Origin of the sequence: Paenibacillus sp. J2TS4 (genome assembly GCF_018403245.1) — a bacterium.
In the GTDB taxonomy this organism is placed as follows: domain Bacteria; phylum Bacillota; class Bacilli; order Paenibacillales; family NBRC-103111; genus Paenibacillus_L.
The window spans coordinates 223,648-249,382 of record NZ_BOSH01000004.1 but is presented as its reverse complement, the minus strand read 5'-3'; the positions used below and the strand labels follow the sequence as shown (position 1 = coordinate 249,382).

Here is a 25,735-nt window from a genome sequence, read left to right as displayed (position 1 = left end):
ATTCATGCACTTAATTGACTTTGCCCTTTAGCTTAAACACATAGGCCAATACTTCGGCGACCGCTTGAAACAAGTCCCCTGGAATCGATTCGTTCAATTCCACCCGATCATACAGTGCTCTGGCCAACGGTTTGTTTTCCATAATAACGATGCCGTTCGCTTTGCCAATTTCCCTGATTTTGAGGGCGACATAATCGGCACCTTTGGCAATAACCGTAGGAGCCTCCATCTTCCCGGACTCATATTTCAGCGCCACGGCATAGTGAGTCGGGTTCGTAATAATGACGTCCGCCTTCGGAACTTCCTGCATCATCCGCTGCATAGCCATTCTCCGCTGCCTTTCCTTAATTTTGGATTTGATCAGCGGATCTCCCTCGGTCTTTTTATATTCGTCTTTAATATCCTGCTTGGACATCCGCAAGCCTTTTTCGTGCTCGTATTTCTGATACATATAATCAAAAATGGCCAGTACGATTAGAACGAGTCCGATTTTGACCCCCAGCTCCACCATAACCTTCGCAACGAACGACAGGATCGATTCCAACGGAAGATGAGCGAGGCCCATCAGTTCCCGTTTTTTGCCCCAAAGAGTAACAAATACGATCGTCCCAATAACAATTAATTTGAAAACCGTTTTGAGAAATTGAACGAGAGACCGCAGCCCGAACATTTTTTTGGCTCCTTCCACCGGATTCAGCTTGTTCAGCTTCATCTTTAAAGGCTCTCCGGTGAACAATACGCCAACCTGCACGTAATTCCCTATTACTGCCATAACGACAGCAAAGAGAAGAATGGGGGAAAGCATAATCAACCCGTCGATCATCAATGTGTTAAACAATGCAGTCGTGTTTGGAATAGTCACGCTCATCAGCATGTAATCGTTCAGCGTTAAAGTAAACAGCTCGAAAAACCGCTCCTTCAGGAAACCTCCAAACAGCAGAAATGCGACAAATGTAAAGAAGAGAACTAGGGCTCCGGGCAGCTCCATACTTTTGGCAACCTGCCCTTTTTGCCGAGCTTCCCGTTTTTTCTTCGGGGTGGCCGGCTCCGTTTTTTCCTGCGAGAACAGCTGCAGATCCATCTGCCATCGATAAGTGGACACCGGTTCATCCCTCCATACGCTTCTAAGCAAACTAAGATGATCCCCGCATGGCCAGAAGTTCCAACAACCTGGTTACATACTCGAACAGCGTCCGGAACAGATCCGAAAACAGGTTGTACATTCCCGGAACAAACAGAAAAAGCAGCAGCAGGCCTACCAATATTTTCATAGGGATTCCCAAGACGAAAATATTGAATTGCGGGGCCGTTCTGGCCAGCACCCCTAACCCGACATCAACCAGGAACAAGGAGGCTACTAACGGTGCGGCCATTTGGAACGCCAGAGCGAAAGCTTTAATAAATGATTGCAGAAAAAACTCACTGACCTGTCCCTGATAGATATGGGCAAACAAATCGTTAGAGAGCGGAACCCATTCATAGCTGTCCACAATGGCCTGGATAAGCAAATGATGTCCGTTAAAGCTTAGAAACAGCAGCAAGGCAATGAAGTATTTAAAATTCCCCAGCAATGGAGTCTGGACTCCCGTCATCGGGTCAATGACATTGGCCATCGCAAACCCGATCTGGACATCGATGAACGCACCGGCAATCTGGACCGCCGTAAAAAATAGATTCGCAATTAATCCAAGCAGCAATCCGATTAATATTTCTTTAATAATCGAGAGCAGGTATTCTCCATCCATCGGAATAGGGGCCTCGCCGATAGCCGAAATCGCCATTAATGTAAGGAAAAAAGACAGCCCTATTTTAAATTGCATGGGAACGTTTCTAGCCGTGAAAACCGGCGCTACCAGAAAAAAGGAAGTGATTCTGCAAAAAAGGAGCATCGCGTTAGGAAAATACTGCAAAAACAACTCCATCAATTTCCAGCCCTAACCAATATACTTATGTAAGTTGCTAAATAAATTAAATGTAAAATCGACCATCGTCGTCAGAATCCACGGCCCGAATAATAGAACCGTTAACAAAACCGCGACAATTTTGGGTACGAAAGCAAGGGTCTGCTCCTGAATTTGGGTAGTCGCTTGAAAGATGCTGATCGCTAAACCTACGACCAGCGCAACAACCAGCATGGGAGCGCTGGCCTTTAATACGGTATATACCGCCTCGCCCGCCAGCCGTATAACAAAATCTGAAGCCATGGGGTTCCCTCCTGTCATCTATTGGACTTGTCAGGTATTAAAACTGACCAGCAGCGATTTAACCACCAAGTACCAGCCATCGACCAGAATAAACAGCAGTACTTTGAAAGGCAGCGAAATCATGACCGGAGGCAGCATCATCATCCCCATCGACATCAACGTACTGGCAATGACCATGTCGATAACGAGAAATGGGACAAAGATCATGAATCCCATCTGAAAGGCTGATTTCAGCTCGCTGATTGCGAAGGCGGGAATGAGAGCCGTCAGCGGCGTATCTGCGATTCCGGTTGGCCTGTCGGCCTGAGAGTAGTCCAAAAAGAGCTTTAAGTCTTTCTCCCGTGTATGCTTGCCCATGAATTCCTTCAATGGAAGCGCCGCCCGGCTCAAAGCTTCGTTCTGAGTTATCTCCCCCGCCATATAAGGCTGGAATGCGACATTGTTGATCTCCGCCAACGTCGGCGACATGACGAACAAGGTTAAGAACAATGCCAAGCCGATCAGCACCTGGTTCGGAGGCATCTGCTGGGTCGACAGGGAGGTCCGGACAAATCCGAGTACGATGACGATGCGTGTAAAGCTCGTCATCAGAACGAGGATGGCCGGTGCCAGGCTCAAAATGGTGATGAGCAGAACGATCGAGACCGTGCTGGAAACCCCGCTAGGATCGTCCGTTCCGCCGCCGATATCTAGATTGATGTTAGGAATCGGAAGAGGCGCCGCATCCTCCGCAAAGCTCTGATCCGCAAACAGGAAGGATAGCAGCAGAACGACTCCAAACAACACAAGCCGTTTATTTCTTTTCATCGTTCCTCCGACCGATCTGTTTTGTTTTCTTTATGAATCCATTGCTCGACCCTGTCATGGCGGTCGGATAATTGATCCATTCTTTGCTGAAACATTTGTTGGAAAGAAACGGAAGTTTCCTCCTCTGCTTTTTTAGGTGCGAACCATTTTCTGATCAACGGAAATCCCTTCATTTCATTATTTATTCCGACCATGCTCTGGCTGCGGATATACTCGATTTCCTCGAGATCATCGATTTTCTCGAGCAACCGGATTTCGTCCCCCACTCCCAGTACATAAAGAGAGTGTCCGATTTGCACAATTTGAACCGACTTGTTCTGCCCAAGGGAGACTCCGCCCCATGTTTTGATCGTACGGCCCGGCATAAAGCCTTTATTTTTTTGAGCCATCATCTTAATTATGAAGAGAAATAATCCGATAATAAGAACTAGATAAACGATTACTTTGAACACCATGCCAAACCCACTGTAGCCTAAATCGTTCCCTTCCCCTTCGGCAAAACAGCGGGAACCGCACATCAAGCCAAAAGCAAGTAAAGCCAGAGTTCCCGCAACCACTTTGCTTTGCAACCCACTGCCAGACAAACCGGCTGTTCTATTCGCACAGATCACGACGGGCCTATCCCATCGTTTTCTTAATGGCTTCGATTACGCGATCCGCCTGGAACGGCTTGACAATGAAATCTTTGGCTCCAGCCTGAATCGCATCGATTACCATAGCCTGCTGGCCCATTGCGGAGCACATGATGACTTTGGCGTTGGGATCTATCGCCTTTATTTCTTTAAGCGCCTGGATTCCGTCCATTTCGGGCATCGTGATATCCATCGTAATCAAATCCGGCTTAAGCTCTTTGTACTTCTCCACCGCTTGAAAGCCATCATTGGCTTCCCCGCAAACGTCATATCCGTTCTTGGTGAGAATATCCCGGATCATCATTCTCATAAAAGCAGCGTCATCCACAACTAAAATACGGTTAGCCATTACTAACAGTCCCCTTTTCAATTGGTATTATTGTAATCTTTGAATTCGATCCAATGGATTTACGATATCGGTGACACGGACTCCGAAGTTTTCGTCTATGACGACCACCTCGCCCTTGGCAATCAGCTTATTGTTGACCAGAATATCAACCGGCTCACCGGCAAGCTTATCCAGCTCGATAATCGAGCCTTGCGACAGGTCCAAAATATCTTTAATCGCTTTTTGTGTCCTGCCCAGCTCTACCGTTACTTTAAGCGGGATATCGAGCAACAGATTCAGGTTCGAATCGTCTGCCTGCACCGAAGCGGTTTGATCAAAGCTGCTGAATTGCACCGGCTGAACATTGACATTGCGAACCGGCACATTCCCATAATTGGCCGGACCGGCAGCAGCGGGCTGCTGATGCGGCGGAGCCATGTCAGGCTGCGGAAACGGTGGAGCCGTCTCGGCTTGAGTTGGTGCAGCCGGGATCGATGCAGCCGGAGGCGGGCCCGACACGGACGGACTGGACGCTGCCGTTGCAGCGCTCTGAGCCTGCGGCTCCTCGATCGGTTCAGGTGCCGGAGCGCTAGGTTCCGTATCCTGAGATCCCATCAGGAGAGAGACCATTTCCCTGGCAAAGCGTACGGGTAAAAGCTGCATTATGGTCGAGTCGATTAAATCTTTAATCGTAAGCCGGAACGATACCTTGATAAACACTTGCTCATCAGGCAGCTTGTCCGTTTCGTCCGGCTCCGCCAAATCGAGAATATCGATCCCTGGAGGAGAAATATTGACGAACCGATTAAAGATGGTCGACATGGAGGTCGCGGACGAGCCCATCATCTGGTTCATCGCTTCCTGCACCGCGCTAATGTGGAACTCGCTCAGTTCTTCGTCCAGTGCTGTCCCGTCTCCTCCCATCATCAAATTAGCGATTACTTGAGCATCACGGGTTTTGATGACGAGCAGGTTCACTCCATTGAAGCCCTCCACATAATTGACATGTACGGCTACATGAGGCTTCGGAAACTCATCCTTCAGCTTTTGTTTCGAAATCGCACTCACCTTGGGGGTGGTAATATCGACTTTTCTGCCCAGCAATGTCGATAAAGCCGTCGCCGCGCTGCCGAATGAAATGTTGCCGATTTCCCCCAGCGCATCCTGTTCAATCGTTGTTAAATAGTCCTCTACGTCCGTGTGATCTTCTTCATCTTCGTAACTGTTGTTCGAAGTTTGGTTCAGCAGAGCGTCTATTTCTTCCTGAGACAGGAAATCTTTATTATTCGTCATCCTCTTCCACTCCTTCACTGACAATATCCGTTATCTGAACGGCCGATTTACCTTTTACCGTCCCGGGGACCCCGATAAATTTCAATTTATCCCCTACCCTGATCGCCAACCCTTCTCCGACCAGCTTGTTCAACGTAATGACGTCGCCTTGTGCGAGCCCGAGAAATTCACTGACCGTCAGCTGAGAATGTCCGAGCTCGGCAACAATCGGAAGCTTGGCCTGACTGACTCTGGCTTGCAGTATTTCCGACTCCTCATCGGATTTCGCTTTCTTCTGGGTAACGAACATATGATGAACGGACAGCCGCTGCATGATGGGTTCAATGACGACATGAGGAATACAAATATTGATCATTCCAGAAGTATCGCCTATTTTAGTACTTAACGAGATCAGCGCGATAGTATCGTTCGCCGAAGCAATCTGCATAAATTGCGGATTCGTCTCTAACGTCTCCAGCTTCGGATGCAGGTCGATAACCGTCTTCCAGGCATCCTGCAACGATTCCAGCGCTCGACCGAAGATCCGCTCCATTATGATCGCCTCGATCTCGGTCAAAGTGCTCACCCTCATCGGGGATAACCCCACTCCTCCCAGCAAGCGGTCCAGCATGGCGAACGCTACATTGGGATGGACCTCCAGCACCATGCGACCTTCCAACGGCTCCGCTTCAAAAATATTCAAGATCGTCATCTTCGGGATGGAGCGAATAAACTCGTCGTATGGAAGCTGTTCCACCTGTACCACGTTTATTTGAACAAATGTGCGGAGCTGGGTGGAAAAGTACGTCGTTAAATATCTCGCAAAGTTTTCGTGTATCCGCGTCAAACTGCGCAAATGATCTTTAGACAATCGGGTAGCTCTTTTGAAATCATAGGATCGGATTTTCTTCTGACTGTCTTCCTTCTTAAGCTCTTCCGCATCCATTTCCCCTGACGACAAGGCCGCCAGCAGGGCATCAATCTCATTTTGCGAAAGCACGTCAACCAATACAGCCACCCCCTTTAACCGGAAAACATTGTGCCTATGGCAACACTATTTCGGTGATCCACACCTGTTTGATTTGGCCATCGTTCAAGTAAGGATTAAGTTTATCCATCAATACGGCAGTCAAATGATCCTGACCTTTTTCTCCCGTAATTTGTTCCGGCGTCATTTCGGCCAAAGTCCGATTTATAATTCCTTTTACTTTGAAATCCAAATTCTCAATTTCTTCTTTGGCCTTCATCGAAGTCATCTCAAAAGCGAAGCCTGCTTTGACAAACCTGTTTTTGTCCGCCAGATTCGTAAGAATCTCATTCAGGAAGTACGTCATTTCCTTCACCTGAGAGGCAGGCACCTCGGCGGCGACTTCTGCTGAATTCCCTGCCTTGGAGCTTTTTTGCTCCATCAAATTCCATATCAACACGGAAGCGGTGAGAATTAGCGTTATAACGATCAGCATCGCAACGACGATTTGAAAGACTCTACTTTTTAGCACCTAAACTCCCCCCGAATCCGTCCGTAATAACTGACTACTGATCAAACCAATGGATTGTACATATTGTTGAACCTTATTTACGGTTTCCGGAACTTTCTCAAGCACCATTATTTTTTTCCCCGTAATCAAAGTAATCATCGTATCCGGCGTTTCTTCTATCGTCTCGATTAATAAGGCATTTACTGTAATCGGCTTACCGTTCAAGCGGGTTACGGAAATCAAAGCGTTCCCTCCGTAGAGAGTCAGTAGGGGCGGGCGAGCCGCCCCCCTATCCTCTAAAAGTTTTATCGTTTCAGGTTAACAATCTCTTGAAGCACTTCGTCGGAAGTAGTAATGATTCGAGAGTTAGCCTGGAATCCGCGCTGTGCTACGATCATTTCAGTAAATTCGGCTGTCAAATCGACGTTGGACATCTCCAACTGCCCGACCACAATCGTTCCGGTTCCGGTTTCCTCATCTCCGGGCTCGACGACTTCAATATCTTCCGGATGGGCGTTAGGGGTGGTCCGGTACAGGCTGCCTCCGATTTTTTCCAAGCCGGCGGGATTGGCTATCTTAACGACTCCAATTTGAAAATCAGTCTCTTCCGGCTCCCCGTCCGCGTTGATCGCAATAATGCTGCCATCCTGGCCAATGGTGAAGGATACGATATCTTCATCCAGCTGAATCGGATCCCCGCCTACACCGCATACGAAGAGTCCGCTCTTGGTTACGAGATTCCGGTTCGCATCCAGCGTGAAATCTCCAGCGCGGGTCAAATAAGGAATTTCCTGATCCTCCGAAACCTTCACCGCGAAAAATCCATCTCCATTAATTCGCATGTCCATAGGATCATTAGTCGTCATGGCGCTTCCTGGCGTATGGAGCGTATCAATGGCGGAAATCGCCACTCCCAAACCGATCTGCTTCGCATTGACTCCTCCCCTCTCATCGGTTGATGCCGTCACTCCGGATACAGTCTGACTGAGAATATCCTGAAACATGACTCGGCTGCCTTTAAAACCAACCGTATTCACGTTGGCAATGTTGTTTCCGATAACGTCCAGCTTTGTTTGAAAACCGCGCATACCGGAGACACCGGAATACAATGATCTAAGCATAGCAATAGTCCTCCTTTGAATTAGTTGGAAAAAGGTCCGGCGTGGACAGGCCGCTTCAATCGGTCTGCGGCCTCAGGCCTCCAGTTGTAGGGCCGGCCTACGATGAAAGAACAATAGCGCTGTCGATTTGGGTGAATACATTGTCCTTCATAGAATTTTTGTCCAATGCCGTAACGACCGTTTTATTGCTGATGTTCACAATTAATGCAACATTATTCATAATGATGAGGGAATCCTTGGCTCCTTTGGAAGCGGCCTTATCCACGGCGTTGGCAATTTGCGCCATTTGCTCCGGCTGAATCCGAATTCCTCTCTGCTTGAGACGAACTTCCGCATGATGACTGAATTTGACTAGTTCTTGATCCAGCAGCTTCTGAAAAGAGTCCCCTCCAGACTTCCCTGGAGCAGACGGTCCATTCGTATTATGCGAAGAGGCAGGTCGAATGGCATGGGGATACAGCTGACTTATCGAAAATCTCTCAGTCATGCTCCGTCCTCCGCCGGGCCGGTCTCCCCTTCTCCCGGTTCCTCTTCTCCAGGAGGAATTCCTTCAGTATCCTCCGGATTCTCAATTTCCCCCGGAGCTTCTTCCTTATCGTCCGGATCCTCTATCTCATCCGTTGGATCCGTAGGAGGCTGCTCCTGCGGGTTGCCAATCCTTAAGATTTGATCCATCGAAATGGATTCCTTGCCGACGACGGCGTATTGGGCCCCATCCTTAAAGGTAAGAGCCTCCACGATACCGCTTCGGGTTACCTTATCGCCTTTGTCATCCAGCTCGATCCATTGAATTTCTTTGCCGATCAACGCGGGGGACGCTCCTAACGCTTGCCTCATCAGCTTCATTTCGCCCGACATTTTGGTCATCTGCTCCACAGCGGTAAACTGTGCCATTTGGGCAATAAATTCGCGATCCTGCATCGGCTGCATTGGATCCTGATTGGCCAATTGGGTAAGTAATATTTTTAGGAAATCGTCCTTACCGAGTGAATCATTGTTTTCTGATGTGATGCTTTTGTTTTTGGCAGAATAAAAAGGCCATACATTACTCGTACTAATTGCGTCAGACACGCTTTCACCTCCCGGAGGAATATCAGTTCAGTCTATTAAGCTGTCACATCGAATCCGCTGCCATATACGGAGCTCTGCATCTCCGCCCAATCGGCCGAATCCGCTGCCAAATCCTCCTCATAGCGATCCGCATTCTGTCTGGACTGCTGAGAATATTGCTGCTGGGAAGGACGCTCTCTTTGTTCATGGAACAGCTGAGAGCCTACGGAAGAATTGGATTGGGTCACTTCCATTCTCTCCACCTGGATCCCTTGGGCTTGCAATTGAAGTCTCAGCTGGGATAGCTGGGCCTCCAACGTTTCCTTGCCAAGCATCGTATGAGCCAGAAATTGTGCCGTTAGCTGGCCATTATGCATAGTCAGTTTCACATCGACATGCCCCAGATGCTCAGGGTATAACGATAATCGGGCTTCCGAAAATCCGTCAGAAGCTCCCGTCGTGAAGCTTCTCAGCACGAATCGGCTCATTTCACCTGCAAATCGGTCTGCGGGAATCGGCTCCTGAGGGAGAACAGGCTGATTAGCCGGGCGCATAGTCTCGCTCCTTTGCATCGATTCTGGCGCAAGCGCAGGGGATTCAGAAACGGCTGCATTCCATTCGCTTCCTCTCGCCGCTTCCGCATTCGCCGTCATAACCCGCTCGACAGAGCCGCTGCGGTAAGTCAGCATCTCCAGACGCGATAGGGCATCCGGTTCAGAAACTACTTTGATTCCCGCTTGATTATGATTCGGCTCGGATGTGCTCAGTTGAGCTTTACCTGCAGCCTGGGCCATACGTTCGCCCGCAGACAAATTCTCCTCCGTACCGGCCAAGGAACGCCCCGGCAGCGTCGTCGACGGTGTCGTTTCAACTGCTGCTTCTCTTCGGGCATCCGCATTGGATTCCGGCTTGCGTACCGATTGTGCGGCAAGCATCAGCTCACCCAACTTGTCCTTGAGTTGGTCAACCAATCCACTGTCCGGGTTCTGACGGGCCATTCGAATAAAAGACTCCAGCACTTGCCTTACCTCTACGGAGCTCCAAGCTCGAACGGAATCAGAATTCTCCTTCGCGGCTTCGGAATTTCCTTGTTCCATTGTATCGGCTATTTGTACACCCATAGCCGCTAATAGCTCGCTTGCCTGATTAAGCCACTGGCGGAACGGTTCCTCGTTGGTCCAATCCTGCAAAACCTCGGGCTGCTCCATCAGTTCCTCGACAACCGGAAAAATCCAATCGAGCTGCTCCTCCGTGCCGTTTTGCTCATCCGTCTCCTCGCCCTCGCTGATCAAGGCATAAACCAACGGAAGTGCTTCATTAGACTGCTGCTCGACAGGCTGTCCTGCATCCGCCACCTTCATAACCAGACCCATCGCTCCGGCAAAAGTAGAATTCTGGGAACCGTTATTCGCTGCCGAGGAATTTCGATTCCCTCCTGTTGTTGAAGCCGGGGGCGTAACGGTTTGAACGAACAAAGCATTCATATCCATTATGTATTTCACCTCCTTTCATATAAGGAAGGTAATCCGGAATCTTCCACCGATCCTCCGGTTATGGAACAAGCTTGGCCAGAATGGCCGCTGCTAATTTACTATTCTCTTTGGACATTTCAGACATAATCCGGGATCTCGCCTCGTTGCTGGTCGCATTCAATATTTCCACCACTTTATCGGGACTGGTCGCATTCATTTCCAGCAGCAGCGCGGCAGCTTGCTTGCCGTCCATATTGGCAAAGGTGGATCCGACATCACTGCTGCTGAGCTTCGGTCCGGCCTGGGCAAGCTTCTCTTCCGCCGCCTTAATCCGTTCCTGTAAAGCAGCAATTTGCGTATCCTTCGCCAGAACAGCATCCTTAAGAGCGACACTGGTTTCAGCCGCCAGCTGCGGATTCATTTTTTCCAGAATGCGGGTTCTCTCCTCCGATTTCATTTCATTCAAGAAGAGCACTCTTTCCTGGTTGGTCAAATTCTCCATAATGGCCGCAGCTTTACTCGGAGTCATTTTGGCGTACATGGAGCCTGTTTGCCGAATCTGCTTCGCATATTCTTCATCCCCGGCCAGTTGCTCTTCCAGCTGCTCGTCCAAGGCAGCCAAGGCCGTCTGAAGCTCCTCAATCTGCCGGTCTTTTTCCGCCTCTGCCGATGTCGCCTGCGTCAGCTGCTCGTCCTTCTCGCTCAACTGCTGCTTCAGAGCTTTGATTTGCTCCTCCTGGGCTGCAGCCGGGTGGGCCGGATCATCCGGGGCCGATTCTTCTGTCTCCGCGCTTCCAAACCAGCCCCCGATAACAGGAATGCTCGTAGCTGTGCTGTGAATTTTTTGCTTAAATTCATTATCGAAAACGAACAGGTAGACCAGCACCAGAATGCCCGTAAAAAGGATCGGAATGAGAACCCAGTAAAACAATCTTTCAAAAGCGCTTAATTCAGTTTTTTCCAGCTCTGTATCCAAGGTTCTCCCCCCTAAGGGCTTTACTCAACAAAAATTTCATTTAATGCTATATAAGTGTCACTAATGAAAGGGATCATTCCGTTCCGAAGGAAAGTGCCTCCGAAGCTTCAAACATCTTGTTTTGTATTCCTTCTATATAGATGGGCCTTCGGATGGTAGGAATACAAAGCCAAAACTCGCCCTGGAAGCATCTTTCTTTCTCCACTCCATGATCTTTATTTCTTTAGTGCAGTTTATATATTCATACGGTTCTTCGATGTCTAACCGAGGCCATTTCGTCCAAACTGTCCTGTTCCTTCTTCAGCCATTCGGACATGAAGCGCTGCTTCGCTTTATCGCGGGCGTTAAGCCACACCTTTTCCTCCATCATCTTCACCGTCAAGGTTTCCTTCTGGATGTCTACATTTTTTTGTGCTGCGGTGACATCCTTGGACTTCTCGCTGATTTTGTGATCGATATGATCCATATAAGATTGATAGATCATTAACTCGGATACCGTTGTCCGTACTTCCGATTCGGCGTAAAGTCGATCCTGGACGGATTGCTTCTCCAGACGGAGCTGCTGCAAGCTCTGCTCCTCCATCCTCAACTCCCCGACGGCAGTGGACAGTGTCCATTCTGCTTGCGTCTTTTCACTCGTTTTTAAATCAACGATTTTTTGAAAGGTAAACTTGAATGGCATTGATCATCATCCTTTTTGAAATTCACCTATCAGTCTTTGAGCCGTTTCCTCGTAAGACACCTTTTCGTCCGTTTTTTGCGTTGTAAAATCATGGATTTTTGAAATATATTGCAAAGAAAGATCAATTTCTGGATTTGTTCCTCTTTGGTACGCCCCCAAATTAATCAGGTCCTCCGAATTTCTATAAATAGAAAGCAATCTTTTGAGAAATTCAGCGGCCGCCTGCTGGTCCCGAGGAACAATTTCTTTCATGACCCGGCTTACGCTGGCCAGGATGTCAATAGCCGGATAATGGCCTTTGTTCGCCAAATTCCGATCCAGGACAATGTGACCGTCCAATATTCCGCGGACCGCATCCGCTATGGGCTCATTCATATCGTCGCCGTCCACCAGAACCGTGTAGAACGCGGTGATCGAGCCTTTGGGCCCCGTTCCCGAGCGCTCCAGCAATTTAGGCAAATTGGCAAATACGGAAGGGGTGTACCCGCGGGTTGCCGGAGGCTCTCCGACCGCCAGCCCGACTTCTCTCTGGGCCATCGCATAACGGGTTACGGAGTCCATCATGAGCATGACATTATGACCTCTGTCCCGAAAATACTCGGCGATGCTCGTTGCGATCAAAGCACCTTTGATACGAATCAGCGCAGGCTGATCGGAGGTAGCGACGATGACGACCGATTTAGCCAAGCCTTCCGGACCGAGATCCCGCTCGATGAAATCGAGCACCTCCCGTCCGCGCTCGCCGACCAGGGCAATGACGTTGACATCGGCTTCCGTATTGCGGGCAATCATGCCCATCAACGTGCTCTTTCCAACTCCGGATCCGGCAAAGATACCGACCCGTTGTCCTTTGCCTATCGTTAGCAAGCCATCGATGCAGCGGATTCCTACGCTGATGGGATTCAGGACTCTGGGTCTCATGAGCGGGTTGCCCGGACTATTGTTTGTCGAATATTGAGCCATGTGGGGAGGAAGCAGTGAGCCATCCAGCGGTTGGCCCAATCCGTCCAGCACCTTGCCCAGCAGCTCATGTCCCACCTGGACACTTAAGGGCTTGCCGGTACTAACTACGTCACAGCCCGGGCCTATGGAGTGAAGATCGCCAAGCGGCATAAGGATAACCTTATTTCCGCGGAACCCGACGACCTCCGCCTTCAGCGGCTTGTCGGACTTCAGCGGGAAGATGTGACAAACATCTCCGATGCTGGCATCAGGACCTTCGGCCTCCACCGTGAGGCCTATGACTTGAGTCACCTTCCCGAAGACGGGAACTGGATCCATTTGTCGAATAAAGTCGATGTACCGCGCAGCTTGCAGCCTGTTATTCTTCATCGAGAGCACCTTCTTGAGCCGCGGCTACCTCGAGCAACGCATTTTTGATTTCGGCAAGCTGTGTTTCGATACGCGCGTCAATGCTGCCGAATTCCGAACGAACGACACAGCCTTGATCCTGAACCGATGAATCAGGAACGATCTCTAATTCGGCCTGGGAGTCAACCACCAGCTTTAACTCGTCTCTGGCCCCCTGCAAATAGGCAAATGACTGAGGCGCCACACACAGGGTAATCGTCCCTCTTTCTCTTTTGCGGGCCAGCATTTCCTTCGTCATCGCAAGGACCCATTCCGGGCTGACGGTAAGCTGCTGTTGAACAATCTTCTCGGCTATAGCGCAGCTTAGCTCAATCAGAAACGGTTCGGCATCGCGAATGATTTGCCTTTTGGTTTCGTAAGCTTGCTCCAGAATAGTTCTCGCTTCGGCCATCGTGTTCTCGTATTGCTTGCTGATGTCTTCTTTCGCCTGTTGAACGCCGGTATCATAGCCTTCTTGGAATCCTTGAGCTTGGGATCGTTCTCGTTCCTCCAGATCAAGGCGACGCTGCTCCTGCCACCAGGAGTCCAATTCTTGCTTGGCCTGTTCTTTGACTTGATGAGCCTCTTCCATCGCCTGGCGGATTTGTTCTTCCGCCAGCTGTTCGGCATCTCGCAGAATTTGCTCCTTCAGCTGCTTCGCCTGAACGATCTCCTGCTCCTCTTCTTCGGTGTAAGGCAATGGACCGGCAGGATGAGCGCCCGCCCGCTCCAATTTGTCAAGATGGAGCAAGGGGTTAACCACTTTGGTGTCGTCAAGCGATATGTAACCTCCCGGTTTAATCAACTTAGACAACGATATCATCTCCTCCACCGCGTGCGATGATGATCTCACCGGATTCTTCCAAGCGGCGAATCGTAGCTACAATTCGAGTCTGAGCTTCTTCTACATCACGCAGCCTGACGGGGCCCATGTACTCCATTTCTTCCTTGAAGGTATCCGACATCCGTTTCGACATGTTGCTGAAGATGGATTCCCGGACCTCTTCGCTGGCCACTTTCAAGGCAAGCTGCAGGTCGGTATTCTCGATGTCGCGAATGATTCGTTGAATGGAACGGTTGTCCAAATTAACGATGTCTTCAAAGACGAACATTCTCTTTTTAATTTCCTCGGCCAGCTCAGGGTCTTGAATTTCTAACGAATCGAGAATGGTCCGTTCGGTGCCGCGGTCGACGCCGTTCAAGATTTGGACAATCGATTCAATGCCTCCAGCCGAAGTGTAATCCTGGGTAACCGTCGCGGAAAGCTTCTGCTCAAGCACCTTCTCCACTTGGGTAATGACCTCTGGAGAGGTACTGTCCATTAGCGCAATCCGTTTGGCCACTTCAGCCTGCTTCTCCTGGGAAAGCGAGGAGAGAATGATGGAGGCTTGCTCTGGCTGCAAATACGAGAGTACCAAAGCGATCGTCTGCGAATTCTCGTTCTGGATAAAATTCAGAATTTGTGCCGGGTCGGCTTTTCTTGCAAAATCAAAAGGCCGGACTTGAAGCGTGGCCGTTAACCGATTAATGACCTCGACGGCCTTTTGCGATCCAAGCGCCTTCTCTAATATTTCTTTCGCGTAGGAAATACCGCCTTGTGAAATATATTCCTGCGCCAGGCAAATTTGGTGGAATTCAGCCAGTATCGCTTCCTTATCCAAAGCGTCCACCTTGCGTACGTTGGCAATTTCCAACGTTAATTGCTCTATTTCTTCTTCTCTTAAATGTTTAAAAATTTGAGCCGAGACTTCCGGTCCCAAGCTGATCAAGAGAATGGCTGCTTTTTGCCTGCCAGTCAAACTATGCTGAGCTATTGCTTTTGCCAATCGTGGACACCTCTATTCGTCAACCAGCCAGGTTCTTAACAAATTAACAAATTCTTCAGGCTTCTTCTTAGCCAAAGTTTCGAGTTGGTTCCGCACCTGATTCTCGTTGGTAACATTCTCGAGATCGATCGTCGGATATTCCACTGCCGGGCTGCCAAACAATTCTTCTTCGCCCTCTGCGTTTTCCTTACGTCTGCGAGAGATGAAGTAGCCGCCCAACACAGCAAGCGCCAATGCCGCCACGCCGATGCCGCCGATCCAGTACCAATTGAGGTTCGATGCTTGTCCGGCCGGTTCCGGTCCGGCAAACATTTGATCGAATACATTGACCCGACTGGCAAGCTCCTCTGGAGTAAAGGTTCTTCCGCTGTTAGCCAGTGAAGCATTGACTACGCTGACCAGAATTCGTTCGATCGCTTCCCTTGCCTCCGGCGTGAGAGAGTCCGGATTATTTCGATCAGGTGGTTCAATGCCGACAGAAATGGTTAAATCAGTTACAGTGAACGGACTGGATTCAATCTGCTGAGTAATCCGGTTCACTTCATAGTTGACGGTTCTCTGCATTTCTTCGGAGTTCGCAGACCCGGTCGCCGAGCTTCCTGGATAGGTTGGAATGTCGGTTGGCCCGGTTCCCGGTACTCCACCGGTATCTGCTCCATTGGAGGTATAGGTTTTCTGCAGCTCTTGAACACTGATCTCAATCCCTCTTTGTTCTTCAACGTTAACGGGAGTAACGAGATTTTCGACCGTGCTTCTTTTATCAAAGTTCATCGTTGCGATGACCATCGGAATCACTTTGTCCTGGCCAAGAATACCGCCAAGAATTTCTTTGATATCCTTGCGGAGATCTTGTTCGAACTTCCGTTTGATTTCAAATTGCATTGCCGCCGCATTCGCGGAAGTGAACTGACTGTCGTTATTTTTGGAGTAAGGGAGCAAGTCCCCGCTTTGGTCTGAAATCGCAATGTTTTCGATAGGCAGGTTTTTCACACTTTTGGAAACCAGTTGATACATCGTATCAATTTTGTTCTGATCAAGCCGATAGCCCGGCTTCAAATTGACGACGACAGACGCAGTCGATTGCTGATCCTGGTCGCTTCGTAGAAATACCGTTTCCTCTGGAAGGTTAATGACCACCTTGGAGCTGGCTACCGCCGTATTGGAGTTGATAAGCTGCTGCAGCTCCCCTTGGATCATATCCAGCTTCTTGATGCTGAACTCGTTGTCGGTCGTACCGAAAGCATTGTTTTCCCGGAAGGCTCCGTAGCCTATGCTTCCGGTTTGGTTAAGCCCTTGGGACTCTACATCGATTTTGACATTGGAAACCATGTTGCGGGGGACACCGATCGACTTGCCGTCATCGCTTAAGCGGTAAGGAATTTTGTTGTCTTCCAGATGTTTTTTAATAGCTGCGGCGTCTCCCGGTTGCAACTCTGTAAACGCTGTCGCGTATTCTGTCTTGGACAAGCTGTATGTAACTAAAACCAAAGTAAGAATCAATAACACGACGGTTGCGATCAGCGTTATTTTTTGAGTTTTGCTAAATCTCCCCCATAATTCCTTGACACGATTTACATATTGGAGAACCGTTTCGTTCACTATTTCACCTCATCCAAACGTTACCGTAATTAGTGGAATTAGAGCTGCATCCTCATAACATCCTGGTAGGCCTCTACAACTTTGTTGCGCACTTGCACAGTCAGTTGCAGGCCTAATTCCGCTTTGGCCGAGGCAATCATCAGTTGATGAACGTCGTTCACTTCTCCCTTAATGAATTGTTCGTTCAGGCCTTCCACTTGATGCTGCTGCTGGTTTAAATCAGCAATGGCCCCTCTGAGAAACTGATCGAATTTCTGTGTTAAATCCATCGCCCCGACGACTGAAGCCTTAGCTGCTTCCGGCTGCGGAGCTCCAACCGCCGGTGTGTTGAATGTTAGCTGATTTATCATCATTGTCCCCCCTTCCGTTATGCTTCAGGTCTATCTGCCTATTTCTAAAGCCTTGGTAATCATCGACTTGGATGCATTCAAGGCAGTTACGTTCGCTTCATAGGAGCGAGTGGCCGAAATCATGTCGATAAATTCTTTCGCAAGGTCAACATTGGGCATATGTACATAGCCATTCTCATCTGCATCAGGATGAGTCGGGTTATAAACCGGCTTCGGAGGTGTGGGATCTTCCGAAATTCGAGTGACTTTCACTCCTTCCCCGGTAGAACCCTGCATAGCCGAATCCAGAAAATGGGCAAATGGTTGCTGGCTTCTAGGCTCCATCGTGACAATTTTCCTGGTGTATGGGACCCATTGACCATCGACCAGCCGGCCTCGGTTGGTCCCCGCATTGGCAATGTTGGAAGATATGACATCCATTCTGAGTCTCTGGGCCGTTAATGCGGAAGAACTAATGTCGAATGCTCCTGTCAATTTCATCGGCTGCTTCCTCCTAGCGCTGTTCTGGCCATTTTGATTTCATGGCCGACCTGCTGGCTCATTACATAATACCTAAGGACATTTTTGGCCAATAAGGACATTTCCGCATCGATGTCGACATTATTCATGTTGTTATTCATGGCCGTTTCTGCGTCTGTAGTGATCTGTGGAGAAACCTGTGAAGAATGACCTATGACAAAATGTCTGGGGTCGGTCCTAAATCCTTCGATGGAGAAAGGAGCCCTCATTTCATTTTGCAGAAATTCTTCGAACTTGATCTCCGATCGCTTAAAATATGGCGTGTCCACATTGGCGATATTGTTGGATAAAACCTGGTGGCGCAAGGCCGAAGCGTCCATCGAACGTTCCATCAAGTTAAAAGTCGGTGAATTCAACAAAACCATTTCTCAACCTCTCCCTACATGAGCGTTAATTAATCTTATTCAACAAAAAATCACCATATCCTCCTTCTTTTCGACAAGAACGAAAAATATTCTTGATAAATATGACAAATTTCGCTCAAATCAAAACATCTCTAATAATGAATAATACTGGAAATAAAAACAATAAGAAAAAAGTCCTATCTTTCGACAGGACTTGGCGGGTAAATAGGGATAAAACCCTGATTATGTGGAGCAAAAGTCTCCTTTTTTGAAAAAAATCACTAAACTTTAACTTTTTCAAGGCCTAAAATTAATTGATCATTCAGGATTTTTATGTAAGTTCCCTTCATCCCAAGCGATCTCGTTTCGATGACTCCGGCACTTTCTAATTTCCTTAAAGCATTGACAATGACCGACCGGGTAATGCCCGCCCGATCGGCAATTTTGCTCGCAACTAAAAGACCTTCACTGCCATCTAATTCTTCAAAAATATGATCAACCGCCTCCAGTTCACTGTAAGACAAGGAAGCTACAGCGACCTGGACAATCGCTTTATTGCGCGCGTATAGCTCATTTTCTTCTGCCCGTTCTCTTAAAATTTCCATACCGACGACAGTCGAGCCATATTCCGCAAGGATATAATCATCCTCCCCAAAAGCTTCTTCCTTGCGTGTAAGCACGAGGGAGCCGAGCCGATCCCCGCCGCCGACAATCGGAATAACCGTCACTTGCTGATGATCGAACATTTGTTCGATCTGTTGAATAAAATAATAATAAGGGCTTTGACTATCCACATTGGAGGTCGTTTCCTCAATATTGAGCAGCAAAGCATTCACTTCCTTGGAAAATCTGCGTTCCTCATGAACCATCTGCTTTAAGCTCTCCGTCTCCAACGCCTCGATTTGCCCAAAACCGAGAATTTTTCCTTTACGGCTTACAACATAAAGATCCGCCTGAATCGTGTTGCGAAGAACTTCAGCCATTTCCATAAAGCTGACCGTCTTGCCCGCCGCTTTCTGCAGCAATCGATTCAAGCTTCTCGTCTTTGCTAATAGCGTCATCCGTACTGCCTCCATAAATTCGGGCCTTTTCTACAAAATGTATTGACTCAAGTCCCTGTTTTTTACAATATCCGACAATTTTTCCCTAACATACTCGGGAGTAATCGATATTTGCTCCAGATTGATGTCGGATGCCTCATACGACAAATCCTCCAGCAGCTTCTCCAGGATCGTATGCAGCCTTCTCGCACCAATATTATCGGTATTCTGGTTAACCTCAACAGCGATAGCGGCAATTTCACGGATGGCCTCTTCCGTAAAATCAACCGTAATCCCTTCTGTTTCCAGAAGAGCAGTGTATTGCTTGGTTAGCGCATTCTTAGGCTCCGTTAAAATTAACACGAAATCGTCGAGCGTCAAATTGTTCAGCTCGACTCGGATGGGAAATCTGCCCTGAAGCTCGGGAATCAGGTCGGACGGTTTCGCCGTATGAAAGGCTCCCGCAGCAATAAACAAAATGTAATCCGTATGAATCGGACCATACTTTGTCATTACGGTACTGCCCTCGACGATAGGCAGAATATCCCGTTGAACTCCTTCACGGGAAACGTCCGGTCCACTCCCGCCGCGATTCGGACTGGCAATTTTGTCAATTTCATCGATAAAAATAATTCCAGCCTGCTCGGCCCGCTTTGTCGCCTCCTGGATGACCTCATCCATATCCATCAGCTTCTGAGCCTCGTCCTGAATCAGCACTTTGCGCGCTTCCTTAACCGGCAGCTTTCTTTTTTTGGTCCGCTTGGGGAGCAGGTTGCCGAACATTTCCTGCATGTTAAAGCCCATCTGGTCGTTGCCTTGCCCGCCCAGCATATCAAACATCGACGGTGCGTGATCCTCCACCTCGATTTCGATCGTTTCGTTCTCCAGTTCCCCGTTCAACAGACGTTTTTTGACAGCCTCCCTCTGATTTTCCACATGCGGCTCCTTCGTCTCTTGCTCCTGGGTCTGATTTTGCTGACCGAACAGCATCTCCAACGGATTGCGCTGCCCTTTTCCTTTGGAAGCGGAAGGGACCATGATCGATACAATTCGCTCATTGGCCAATGTCTCCGCCCGATCCTTGAGCTTCTCGGTTTTTTCAGCCTTGACCGTACGTATGGCCGTCTCCACCAAATCGCGAACCATCGATTCGACATCCCGGCCTACGTAACCCACCTCTGTAAATTTGGTCGCCTCCACCTTGACGAAGGGGGCCTTTACCAATTTGGCAATTCTTCTCGCTATTTCCGTCTTGCCGACACCCGTCGGCCCGATCATCAATATATTTTTAGGCACGATTTCATCCCGGATGGATTCGTCCAGGCGACTTCTCCGGTACCGGTTTCTCAAAGCGACAGCCACTGATTTCTTGGCCTTCTGCTGCCCTATAATATATTTATCCAGCTCTACGACGATTTGTTTAGGAGTAAGGGATGATTCGCTCATAACAACCCTCCTGAATATAGTTTATCGGTAGGCGGAGAGAGGCTTAGCCGATCTCCTCCACAATAATATTATGATTCGTAAACACACAAATTTCCGCTGCCATATCCAGAGCAGCTTTGGCAATTTCGGGCGCCTCCATATCGGTGGCGTATCGTTTAAGGGCACGGCCTGCCGCCAGGGCGAAGCTGCCTCCGGAGCCGATCGCTAATATGCCGTCATCGGGCTCAATAATTTCTCCATTCCCTGAAATCAAGAGCAGCCCTTGTTCATCCATCACGATCATCATGGCTTCCAGCCTGCGCAGTACACGATCGGATCGCCAATCTTTGGCCAGTTCTACAGCGGCTCGCTGCAAATTTCCATGATGCTCCTCCAGCTTGCTCTCGAATTTTTCAAACAGCGTGATAGCATCGGCCACAGATCCGGCAAACCCGGCGATTACCTTGCCCCTGTAAAGCCTTCTTACCTTCTTGGCCTTGGATTTCATGACCATGCTGTTGCCGAACGTCACCTGGCCGTCTCCCGCTACAGCTCCTTTGCCTTTATGGCGAATCGCAAATATCGTTGTCGCATGAAATTCGCTCACAGACTCACTCCCTTTGAATGATTAGTCGGACGCTCCGCTATGCTCGCGGATGTGCGCGGTTGTAAATAGACTGCAGATGGTCCTTGGTAACATGCGTATATATCTGGGTCGTCGATAAATTAACGTGGCCGAGCAGCTCCTGCACCGTCCTTAAATCGGCTCCCGCCTCCAGCATATGAGTGGCAAAGGAATGGCGAAACGTATGCGGGCTGACATGCTGCACACCCGCTACCTGAGTAATATATTTATCCAGCATTCTTCTAATGCTGCGGTCGGTTAGACGACCTCCGGTGTAGTTGACGAACAGAGCCGTCTCTTCGTCCTCCTTCACCAGTATACTCCGCGCTTGCTCGATATAAACGCGGATGGCATGAACCGCCGGTTCTCCGATCGGAACATACCTCTCCTTGGACCCCTTGCCGAACACCAGGGCTATTCCGTTATTCAAATCAATCGATGCCAGATCCAGCCGGACCAATTCGCTCACCCGAATACCGCTGGCATACAGCAATTCCATTATGGCCCTATCCCTTAGTCCGGTCGGAGTGGCCGGGTCTGGCGTATGAAGCAGAGCCTCCATTTGCTCCACATACAGAAACTGGGGCAGCTTCTTATCCTGCTTAGGGGTGCGTATGTAACTGAAAGGACTTGTTTCTACAAGCCCTTCTCTGAGCAAATAAGTGTAAAATGTCCGCAAAGCGGACAATTTGCGGGACACGCTGCGCTTCGCATATTCCCGCTCATTCAGCTTGGCGAGAAACATCCGAACATTCAAATAGGACACCGAAGCCGGGCCATCTATTCCCTGCTCGTGCAAAAATTGTGAAAATTGATCCAGGTCTTTGGAATAATGGTTTAAGGTATGCTCCGAAGCATTCTTCTCCGCCTCCATGTAGCGAAGGAAGCCTTCGACCCACCGTTCCATCGTCATATCGGGACCTCCACGCTGCAAGCCTGCATTCAAATATAAACAGTATTATCGTAACACAGCTGGACTTTTACTTACAAGCCGATGCCATCGTTTCATGCGAAAAATTCTGAATAGTTTGAATGGCGCGTTCAGCGATTTTCTCATATTTCATTTTTTTGTTGCGAATCCGTTCCGAAAGCGGCGGGAACAAACCGAAATTAACGTTCATCGGTTGAAAATGCTTGAAATCGGCCGTCGTAATGTACTGGGCCATGCTGCCTAGCGCCGTCTCCAGCGGGAAGACCAAGCAATCCTCCCCTTTGGCCAGCCGGCCGGCATTGATTCCCGCAATAAGTCCGGAAGCGGCGGATTCCACATAGCCCTCGACCCCGGTCATTTGCCCGGCGAAAAACAGGTCATCCCTACGCAGAAACTGATAAGTATTCCGCAGCAGCTTGGGAGAATTAATGAACGTATTCCGGTGCATGACCCCATAACGAACGATTTCCGCCTGCTCCAGTCCAGGGATAAGCGAGAATACCTTCTTCTGTTCCCCCCATTTCAAATGGGTCTGAAAGCCGACGAGGTTGTAGAGCGTCCCTGCCGCGTTGTCCTGCCTTAACTGTACCACTGCATAGGGCTGCTTGCCTGTGCGCGGATCGACGAGCCCTACCGGCTTCATCGGGCCGTAGAGCATCGTTTGCCGTCCTCTCTGGGCCATTACTTCAATGGGCATGCAGCCCTCGAAGTAAATCTCCTTCTCAAATTCTTTGATCGGAGCGACCTCGGCATGTATTAATGCTTCGTAGAAGGCATGAAACTGCTCTTCATCCATCGGACAATTGATATAGGCTGCCTCCCCTTTATCGTATCTGGAGGCGATGAACACTTTATCCATATCAATGGAATCTTTCTCGACAATCGGGGCTGCGGCATCGTAAAAATATAAGTATTCTTCGCCCATAAGCGAGCGCAGATGCTGAGACAACTCCGGAGAAGTAAGAGGCCCGGTGGCGACTAATGTAATTCCATCAGGCAAAGAGGTGATCTCTTCGTTAGACACTTCAATAAGCGGATGATCCTTGAGCTTCGATGTCACTTCCCCGGAAAATCCATCGCGATCAACGGCCAATGCTCCTCCCGCAGGCACAGCATGTTTGTCAGCGCTAGCCAAAATAAGAGAGTTAAGAGTTCGCATCTCCTCTTTCAACACTCCGACCGCATTGGTCAGTCCATTGGCTCTGAGAGAGTTGCTGCAAACGAGTTCGGCAAATTTATCGGTAATATGCGCCGGCGTTTTACGGACGGGCCTCATTTCGTATAGTTTAACCGGCACGCCTTGTTGGGCAATTTGCCACGCGGCTTCGCTGCCCGCCAAACCGGCGCCAATGACTGTTACGGTTTGTAAATTCGACACTGCCAAAAACCTCCATTCAATCCTGTCTAGTTCCTGATTATATATCAACGCCTGACAGCAGCTGATTAGATTCGTATACCTAGGTCCGGCGAAAATGTACGCAGCCCAAAGGAATCATGATCCATGCCTGCGCAGCTTATTCACCGGACTATTCTTCTCACGTATAGAAGACGAAAAACTAAGCTCCTAAGAACTTAGTTTCGCAGCAGCATTATTCCGGCGCTTCTTCTTTAAAATCGCATTGAACGCACTGGATATGCTGTCCGTTCTTGCTCTTTTTAAGCACCAGCATGGAGTCGCATTTAGGACAATCCCGTCCAGCCGGGCGGTCCCAGGATACAAAATCGCACTCCGGATACCGGTTGCAACCATAAAAAATTCGGCCCTTCTTGCTGCGTCTTTCCACGATGTGGCCTTCCTTGCATTTGGGGCATACGACCCCGATTTCCTTAATGATCGGTTTCGTGTTTCGGCAGTCCGGAAATCCGGAACAGGCTAGAAATTTACCAAACCGCCCCATTTTATAAACGAGCGGCTTCCCGCATTTTTCGCAGATTTCATCGGAAACCTCATCCTGGATTTCCACTTCCTTCATTTCTTCTTCGGCTACCTCCAGCCGCTTCTCGAAGGATTGATAAAATACATCCAGAACCTTTACCCAGTCCTCTTTCCCTTCCTCTACATGATCCAGCTCTTCCTCCATATTGGCCGTAAATTCCACGTCCAATATTTCAGGGAAAAATTCCTCCATCAATTCAACGATCAGTTCGCCCAGCTCCGTTGGAATGAATTTTTTGTCCTCGAGAGCTACATATCCTCTCTTCTGGATCGTTTCCAATGTGGGAGCATACGTGCTCGGGCGGCCAATTCCCAATTCCTCCAGCGTCCTAACAAGACGGGCTTCCGTATACCTTGGCGGCGGCTGGGTGAAATGCTGCTTCGGCTCTATGCCGATTTGTTCCACCACATCATCCTTCCGCAGTGGAGGCAGAAGCCGGTCTTCCTCGGTCGTCCCGTCGTCATTTCCTTCTACGTATACTTTCATGAAGCCCGGAAACTTCACTTTGGAGCCTACGGCGCGGAAAACCGCTTCATTGGCTTGTATATCCACAGTCATCGTATCTAGAACGGCGGAGGTCATTTGGCTGGCTACAAACCGCTCCCATATCAATTTATAGAGACGGTATTGATCCCGGCTTAAATATGACTTGATTTCATCCGGTGAACGCAGGACAGAGCTCGGTCGTATGGCTTCGTGAGCATCTTGAGCGTTGCTGTTCTTCTTGGAATAATTGCGAGGGCTTTCGGGAACATAAGCTGCTCCATACTTTTCCCCGATATATTCCTTGGCCTCTTCCTGCGCTACGGGAGATATTCTCGTTGAATCGGTACGCATGTAAGTGATCAGACCGACGGTCCCTTCCTTGCCCAGCTCGATTCCTTCATAGAGCTGCTGAGCGACGGACATTGTCTTGGCCGCCCGAAAGTTAAGCTTTCTCGCCGCTTCCTGCTGCAGGGTGCTTGTAATAAAAGGAGCTGAAGGGTGGCGCTGCCGTTCCCTTTCCTTAACCTCCTTAACGATGAAGCTGGCCTTCTCGATCATCTGCAGGATTCGGTTAACCTCTTCTTCATTCCCGAGCTCCTGCTTTTCTCCGGAAGTACCATAAAATTTGGCTTCGAATTGATTTTTTCCAACTTGAAGCTGTGCCGTGATGGACCAGTATTCCTCCGGAATGAATTCTTTGATTTCATTCTCCCGATCGTTGATCAGTTTGACCGCTACCGATTGAACCCTTCCCGCCGACAGTCCTTTCTTAACCTTCTTCCATAAAAGCGGGCTGATCTTATAACCGACCAATCGGTCAAGAATTCTTCTTGCTTGCTGGGCATTCACCAAGTCTTTATTGATCGGACGCGGCGATTTGAAGGCATCCTTAACCGCCTGTTTCGTAATTTCATTGAATACGACCCGGCAAGGCTCATTGTCTCCAAGGTCCAAGTAATGGGCCAAGTGCCAAGCGATCGCTTCTCCTTCGCGATCAGGGTCCGCCGCCAGATAGATTTTCTTAACCTTCTTGCTGGCGTCCTTCAGTTCCTTAAGTACAGAGCCCTTCCCGCGGATAGTTATATATTTCGGTTCAAAATTACGTTTGACTTCTACTCCGATCTGACTTTTGGGAAGATCACGGATATGGCCCATGGATGCTTTGACAATATATTTGCTGCCTAAGTATTTGCCGATCGTTTTAGCTTTTGCAGGTGATTCAACGATAACTAACGAATCCGCCATGTCGCATCTTCCTCCCCTCTGTTAACAGGTGATTTT

The 25,735-nt window shown here is 49.1% G+C and carries 29 protein-coding genes; all 29 read right to left on the bottom strand.

What is annotated here, in order from left to right; genetic code table 11:
* Positions 1–10 precede the first annotated feature (10 nt).
* Positions 11–1,102, bottom strand: coding sequence for a flagellar biosynthesis protein FlhB (gene flhB, locus KJS69_RS11350; RefSeq protein WP_374706627.1), 1,092 nt, complete (start codon positions 1,100–1,102; stop codon positions 11–13).
* 31 nt (positions 1,103–1,133) lie between these two features.
* On the bottom strand, positions 1,134–1,922 hold the full coding sequence (fliR, locus tag KJS69_RS11345) for a flagellar biosynthetic protein FliR (protein WP_213583874.1): 789 nt from the start codon (positions 1,920–1,922) through the stop codon (positions 1,134–1,136).
* Positions 1,923–1,934: 12 nt separating this feature from the next.
* Positions 1,935–2,204, bottom strand: coding sequence for a flagellar biosynthesis protein FliQ (gene fliQ, locus KJS69_RS11340; RefSeq protein WP_213583873.1), 270 nt, complete (start codon positions 2,202–2,204; stop codon positions 1,935–1,937).
* A gap of 30 nt (positions 2,205–2,234) precedes the next feature.
* Positions 2,235–3,011, bottom strand: a complete 777-nt coding sequence (fliP, locus tag KJS69_RS11335) for a flagellar type III secretion system pore protein FliP (RefSeq protein ID WP_213583872.1) — start codon at positions 3,009–3,011, stop codon at positions 2,235–2,237.
* Positions 3,008–3,622 carry a flagellar biosynthetic protein FliO gene (locus KJS69_RS11330; protein ID WP_213583871.1) on the bottom strand — a complete coding sequence of 205 codons (615 nt, stop codon included), beginning with the start codon at positions 3,620–3,622 and terminating at the stop codon, positions 3,008–3,010. The genes fliP and KJS69_RS11330 overlap by 4 nt, the downstream gene beginning before the upstream one ends.
* 7 nt (positions 3,623–3,629) lie before the next feature.
* Entirely contained in the window at positions 3,630–3,992 is a 363-nt protein-coding gene (locus KJS69_RS11325; protein WP_213583870.1) for a response regulator, read from the bottom strand.
* Between the two features lie 27 nt (positions 3,993–4,019).
* The gene (gene fliY / locus KJS69_RS11320) at positions 4,020–5,264 is read right to left on the bottom strand and encodes a flagellar motor switch phosphatase FliY (protein WP_213583869.1); all 1,245 of its coding nucleotides are present in this window, start codon (positions 5,262–5,264) and stop codon (positions 4,020–4,022) included.
* Complete coding sequence (gene fliM, locus KJS69_RS11315) at positions 5,254–6,252, bottom strand: flagellar motor switch protein FliM (protein ID WP_213583868.1); 999 nt, start codon at positions 6,250–6,252, stop codon at positions 5,254–5,256. Before fliM ends, fliY begins: the two co-directional genes overlap by 11 nt.
* 34 nt (positions 6,253–6,286) lie before the next feature.
* Positions 6,287–6,742: a flagellar basal body-associated FliL family protein gene (locus tag KJS69_RS11310; protein WP_213583867.1), complete on the bottom strand. Its 456-nt coding sequence runs from the start codon at positions 6,740–6,742 to the stop codon at positions 6,287–6,289.
* Complete coding sequence (locus tag KJS69_RS11305) at positions 6,743–6,964, bottom strand: flagellar FlbD family protein (RefSeq protein ID WP_213583866.1); 222 nt, start codon at positions 6,962–6,964, stop codon at positions 6,743–6,745.
* A 62-nt stretch (positions 6,965–7,026) separates the two neighbouring features.
* On the bottom strand, positions 7,027–7,842 hold the full coding sequence (gene flgG, locus KJS69_RS11300) for a flagellar basal body rod protein FlgG (RefSeq protein WP_213583865.1): 816 nt from the start codon (positions 7,840–7,842) through the stop codon (positions 7,027–7,029).
* A gap of 97 nt (positions 7,843–7,939) precedes the next feature.
* Positions 7,940–8,329 (bottom strand): TIGR02530 family flagellar biosynthesis protein, encoded by a 390-nt coding sequence (locus KJS69_RS11295; protein WP_213583864.1) that lies wholly within the window; start codon positions 8,327–8,329, stop codon positions 7,940–7,942.
* A complete protein-coding gene (locus KJS69_RS11290) occupies positions 8,326–8,913 on the bottom strand; it encodes a flagellar hook capping FlgD N-terminal domain-containing protein (protein ID WP_213583863.1) in 588 nt (195 codons plus the stop codon). Before KJS69_RS11290 ends, KJS69_RS11295 begins: the two co-directional genes overlap by 4 nt.
* A 35-nt stretch (positions 8,914–8,948) precedes the next feature.
* Positions 8,949–10,382 carry a flagellar hook-length control protein FliK gene (locus KJS69_RS11285; RefSeq protein ID WP_213583862.1) on the bottom strand — a complete coding sequence of 478 codons (1,434 nt, stop codon included), beginning with the start codon at positions 10,380–10,382 and terminating at the stop codon, positions 8,949–8,951.
* A 61-nt stretch (positions 10,383–10,443) separates the two neighbouring features.
* Positions 10,444–11,340, bottom strand: a complete 897-nt coding sequence (locus tag KJS69_RS11280; protein WP_213583861.1) for a magnesium transporter MgtE N-terminal domain-containing protein — start codon at positions 11,338–11,340, stop codon at positions 10,444–10,446.
* Between the two features lie 241 nt (positions 11,341–11,581).
* Positions 11,582–12,022, bottom strand: coding sequence for a flagellar export protein FliJ (fliJ, locus tag KJS69_RS11275; RefSeq protein ID WP_213583860.1), 441 nt, complete (start codon positions 12,020–12,022; stop codon positions 11,582–11,584).
* Between the two features lie 6 nt (positions 12,023–12,028).
* Entirely contained in the window at positions 12,029–13,354 is a 1,326-nt protein-coding gene (fliI, locus tag KJS69_RS11270; RefSeq protein ID WP_213583859.1) for a flagellar protein export ATPase FliI, read from the bottom strand.
* Positions 13,344–14,186: a flagellar assembly protein FliH gene (gene fliH / locus KJS69_RS11265; RefSeq protein ID WP_213583858.1), complete on the bottom strand. Its 843-nt coding sequence runs from the start codon at positions 14,184–14,186 to the stop codon at positions 13,344–13,346. The genes fliI and fliH overlap by 11 nt, the downstream gene beginning before the upstream one ends.
* Positions 14,179–15,198 (bottom strand): flagellar motor switch protein FliG, encoded by a 1,020-nt coding sequence (fliG, locus tag KJS69_RS11260; protein WP_213583857.1) that lies wholly within the window; start codon positions 15,196–15,198, stop codon positions 14,179–14,181. The genes fliH and fliG overlap by 8 nt, the downstream gene beginning before the upstream one ends.
* Positions 15,199–15,210: 12 nt before the next feature.
* Positions 15,211–16,797, bottom strand: a complete 1,587-nt coding sequence (gene fliF / locus KJS69_RS11255) for a flagellar basal-body MS-ring/collar protein FliF (RefSeq protein ID WP_213583856.1) — start codon at positions 16,795–16,797, stop codon at positions 15,211–15,213.
* A 38-nt stretch (positions 16,798–16,835) separates the two neighbouring features.
* Positions 16,836–17,147, bottom strand: a complete 312-nt coding sequence (gene fliE / locus KJS69_RS11250; RefSeq protein ID WP_213584088.1) for a flagellar hook-basal body complex protein FliE — start codon at positions 17,145–17,147, stop codon at positions 16,836–16,838.
* Between the two features lie 30 nt (positions 17,148–17,177).
* Positions 17,178–17,627, bottom strand: coding sequence for a flagellar basal body rod protein FlgC (gene flgC / locus KJS69_RS11245; protein WP_213583855.1), 450 nt, complete (start codon positions 17,625–17,627; stop codon positions 17,178–17,180).
* Complete coding sequence (gene flgB, locus KJS69_RS11240) at positions 17,624–18,031, bottom strand: flagellar basal body rod protein FlgB (RefSeq protein WP_213583854.1); 408 nt, start codon at positions 18,029–18,031, stop codon at positions 17,624–17,626. Before flgB ends, flgC begins: the two co-directional genes overlap by 4 nt.
* 260 nt (positions 18,032–18,291) lie before the next feature.
* Positions 18,292–19,071 (bottom strand): GTP-sensing pleiotropic transcriptional regulator CodY, encoded by a 780-nt coding sequence (codY, locus tag KJS69_RS11235; RefSeq protein ID WP_213583853.1) that lies wholly within the window; start codon positions 19,069–19,071, stop codon positions 18,292–18,294.
* 30 nt (positions 19,072–19,101) lie between these two features.
* On the bottom strand, positions 19,102–20,496 hold the full coding sequence (hslU, locus tag KJS69_RS11230; RefSeq protein ID WP_213583852.1) for an ATP-dependent protease ATPase subunit HslU: 1,395 nt from the start codon (positions 20,494–20,496) through the stop codon (positions 19,102–19,104).
* A gap of 43 nt (positions 20,497–20,539) precedes the next feature.
* A complete protein-coding gene (gene hslV / locus KJS69_RS11225) occupies positions 20,540–21,082 on the bottom strand; it encodes an ATP-dependent protease subunit HslV (protein ID WP_213583851.1) in 543 nt (180 codons plus the stop codon).
* A 37-nt stretch (positions 21,083–21,119) separates the two neighbouring features.
* Positions 21,120–22,013: a tyrosine recombinase XerC gene (gene xerC / locus KJS69_RS11220; protein WP_213583850.1), complete on the bottom strand. Its 894-nt coding sequence runs from the start codon at positions 22,011–22,013 to the stop codon at positions 21,120–21,122.
* 67 nt (positions 22,014–22,080) lie between these two features.
* Positions 22,081–23,409, bottom strand: coding sequence for an FADH(2)-oxidizing methylenetetrahydrofolate--tRNA-(uracil(54)-C(5))-methyltransferase TrmFO (gene trmFO, locus KJS69_RS11215; protein WP_213583849.1), 1,329 nt, complete (start codon positions 23,407–23,409; stop codon positions 22,081–22,083).
* 211 nt (positions 23,410–23,620) lie between these two features.
* Entirely contained in the window at positions 23,621–25,699 is a 2,079-nt protein-coding gene (gene topA / locus KJS69_RS11210) for a type I DNA topoisomerase (RefSeq protein WP_213583848.1), read from the bottom strand.
* Positions 25,700–25,735 lie beyond the last annotated feature (36 nt).

Coding starts and splice junctions, on each gene's coding strand:
- fliR (WP_213583874.1), bottom strand. CDS start 1,922: ATGGAGTTGTTTTTGCAGTATTTTCCTAACGCGATGCTCCTTTTTTGC.
- fliQ (WP_213583873.1), bottom strand. CDS start 2,204: ATGGCTTCAGATTTTGTTATACGGCTGGCGGGCGAGGCGGTATATACC.
- fliP (WP_213583872.1), bottom strand. CDS start 3,011: ATGAAAAGAAATAAACGGCTTGTGTTGTTTGGAGTCGTTCTGCTGCTA.
- KJS69_RS11325 (WP_213583870.1), bottom strand. CDS start 3,992: ATGGCTAACCGTATTTTAGTTGTGGATGACGCTGCTTTTATGAGAATG.
- fliY (WP_213583869.1), bottom strand. CDS start 5,264: ATGACGAATAATAAAGATTTCCTGTCTCAGGAAGAAATAGACGCTCTG.
- flgG (WP_213583865.1), bottom strand. CDS start 7,842: ATGCTTAGATCATTGTATTCCGGTGTCTCCGGTATGCGCGGTTTTCAA.
- KJS69_RS11295 (WP_213583864.1), bottom strand. CDS start 8,329: ATGACTGAGAGATTTTCGATAAGTCAGCTGTATCCCCATGCCATTCGA.
- KJS69_RS11285 (WP_213583862.1), bottom strand. CDS start 10,382: ATGGATATGAATGCTTTGTTCGTTCAAACCGTTACGCCCCCGGCTTCA.
- fliJ (WP_213583860.1), bottom strand. CDS start 12,022: ATGCCATTCAAGTTTACCTTTCAAAAAATCGTTGATTTAAAAACGAGT.
- fliI (WP_213583859.1), bottom strand. CDS start 13,354: ATGAAGAATAACAGGCTGCAAGCTGCGCGGTACATCGACTTTATTCGA.
- fliE (WP_213584088.1), bottom strand. CDS start 17,147: ATGATAAATCAGCTAACATTCAACACACCGGCGGTTGGAGCTCCGCAG.
- flgC (WP_213583855.1), bottom strand. CDS start 17,627: ATGAAATTGACAGGAGCATTCGACATTAGTTCTTCCGCATTAACGGCC.
- flgB (WP_213583854.1), bottom strand. CDS start 18,031: ATGGTTTTGTTGAATTCACCGACTTTTAACTTGATGGAACGTTCGATG.
- codY (WP_213583853.1), bottom strand. CDS start 19,071: ATGACGCTATTAGCAAAGACGAGAAGCTTGAATCGATTGCTGCAGAAA.
- hslU (WP_213583852.1), bottom strand. CDS start 20,496: ATGAGCGAATCATCCCTTACTCCTAAACAAATCGTCGTAGAGCTGGAT.
- xerC (WP_213583850.1), bottom strand. CDS start 22,013: ATGACGATGGAACGGTGGGTCGAAGGCTTCCTTCGCTACATGGAGGCG.
- topA (WP_213583848.1), bottom strand. CDS start 25,699: ATGGCGGATTCGTTAGTTATCGTTGAATCACCTGCAAAAGCTAAAACG.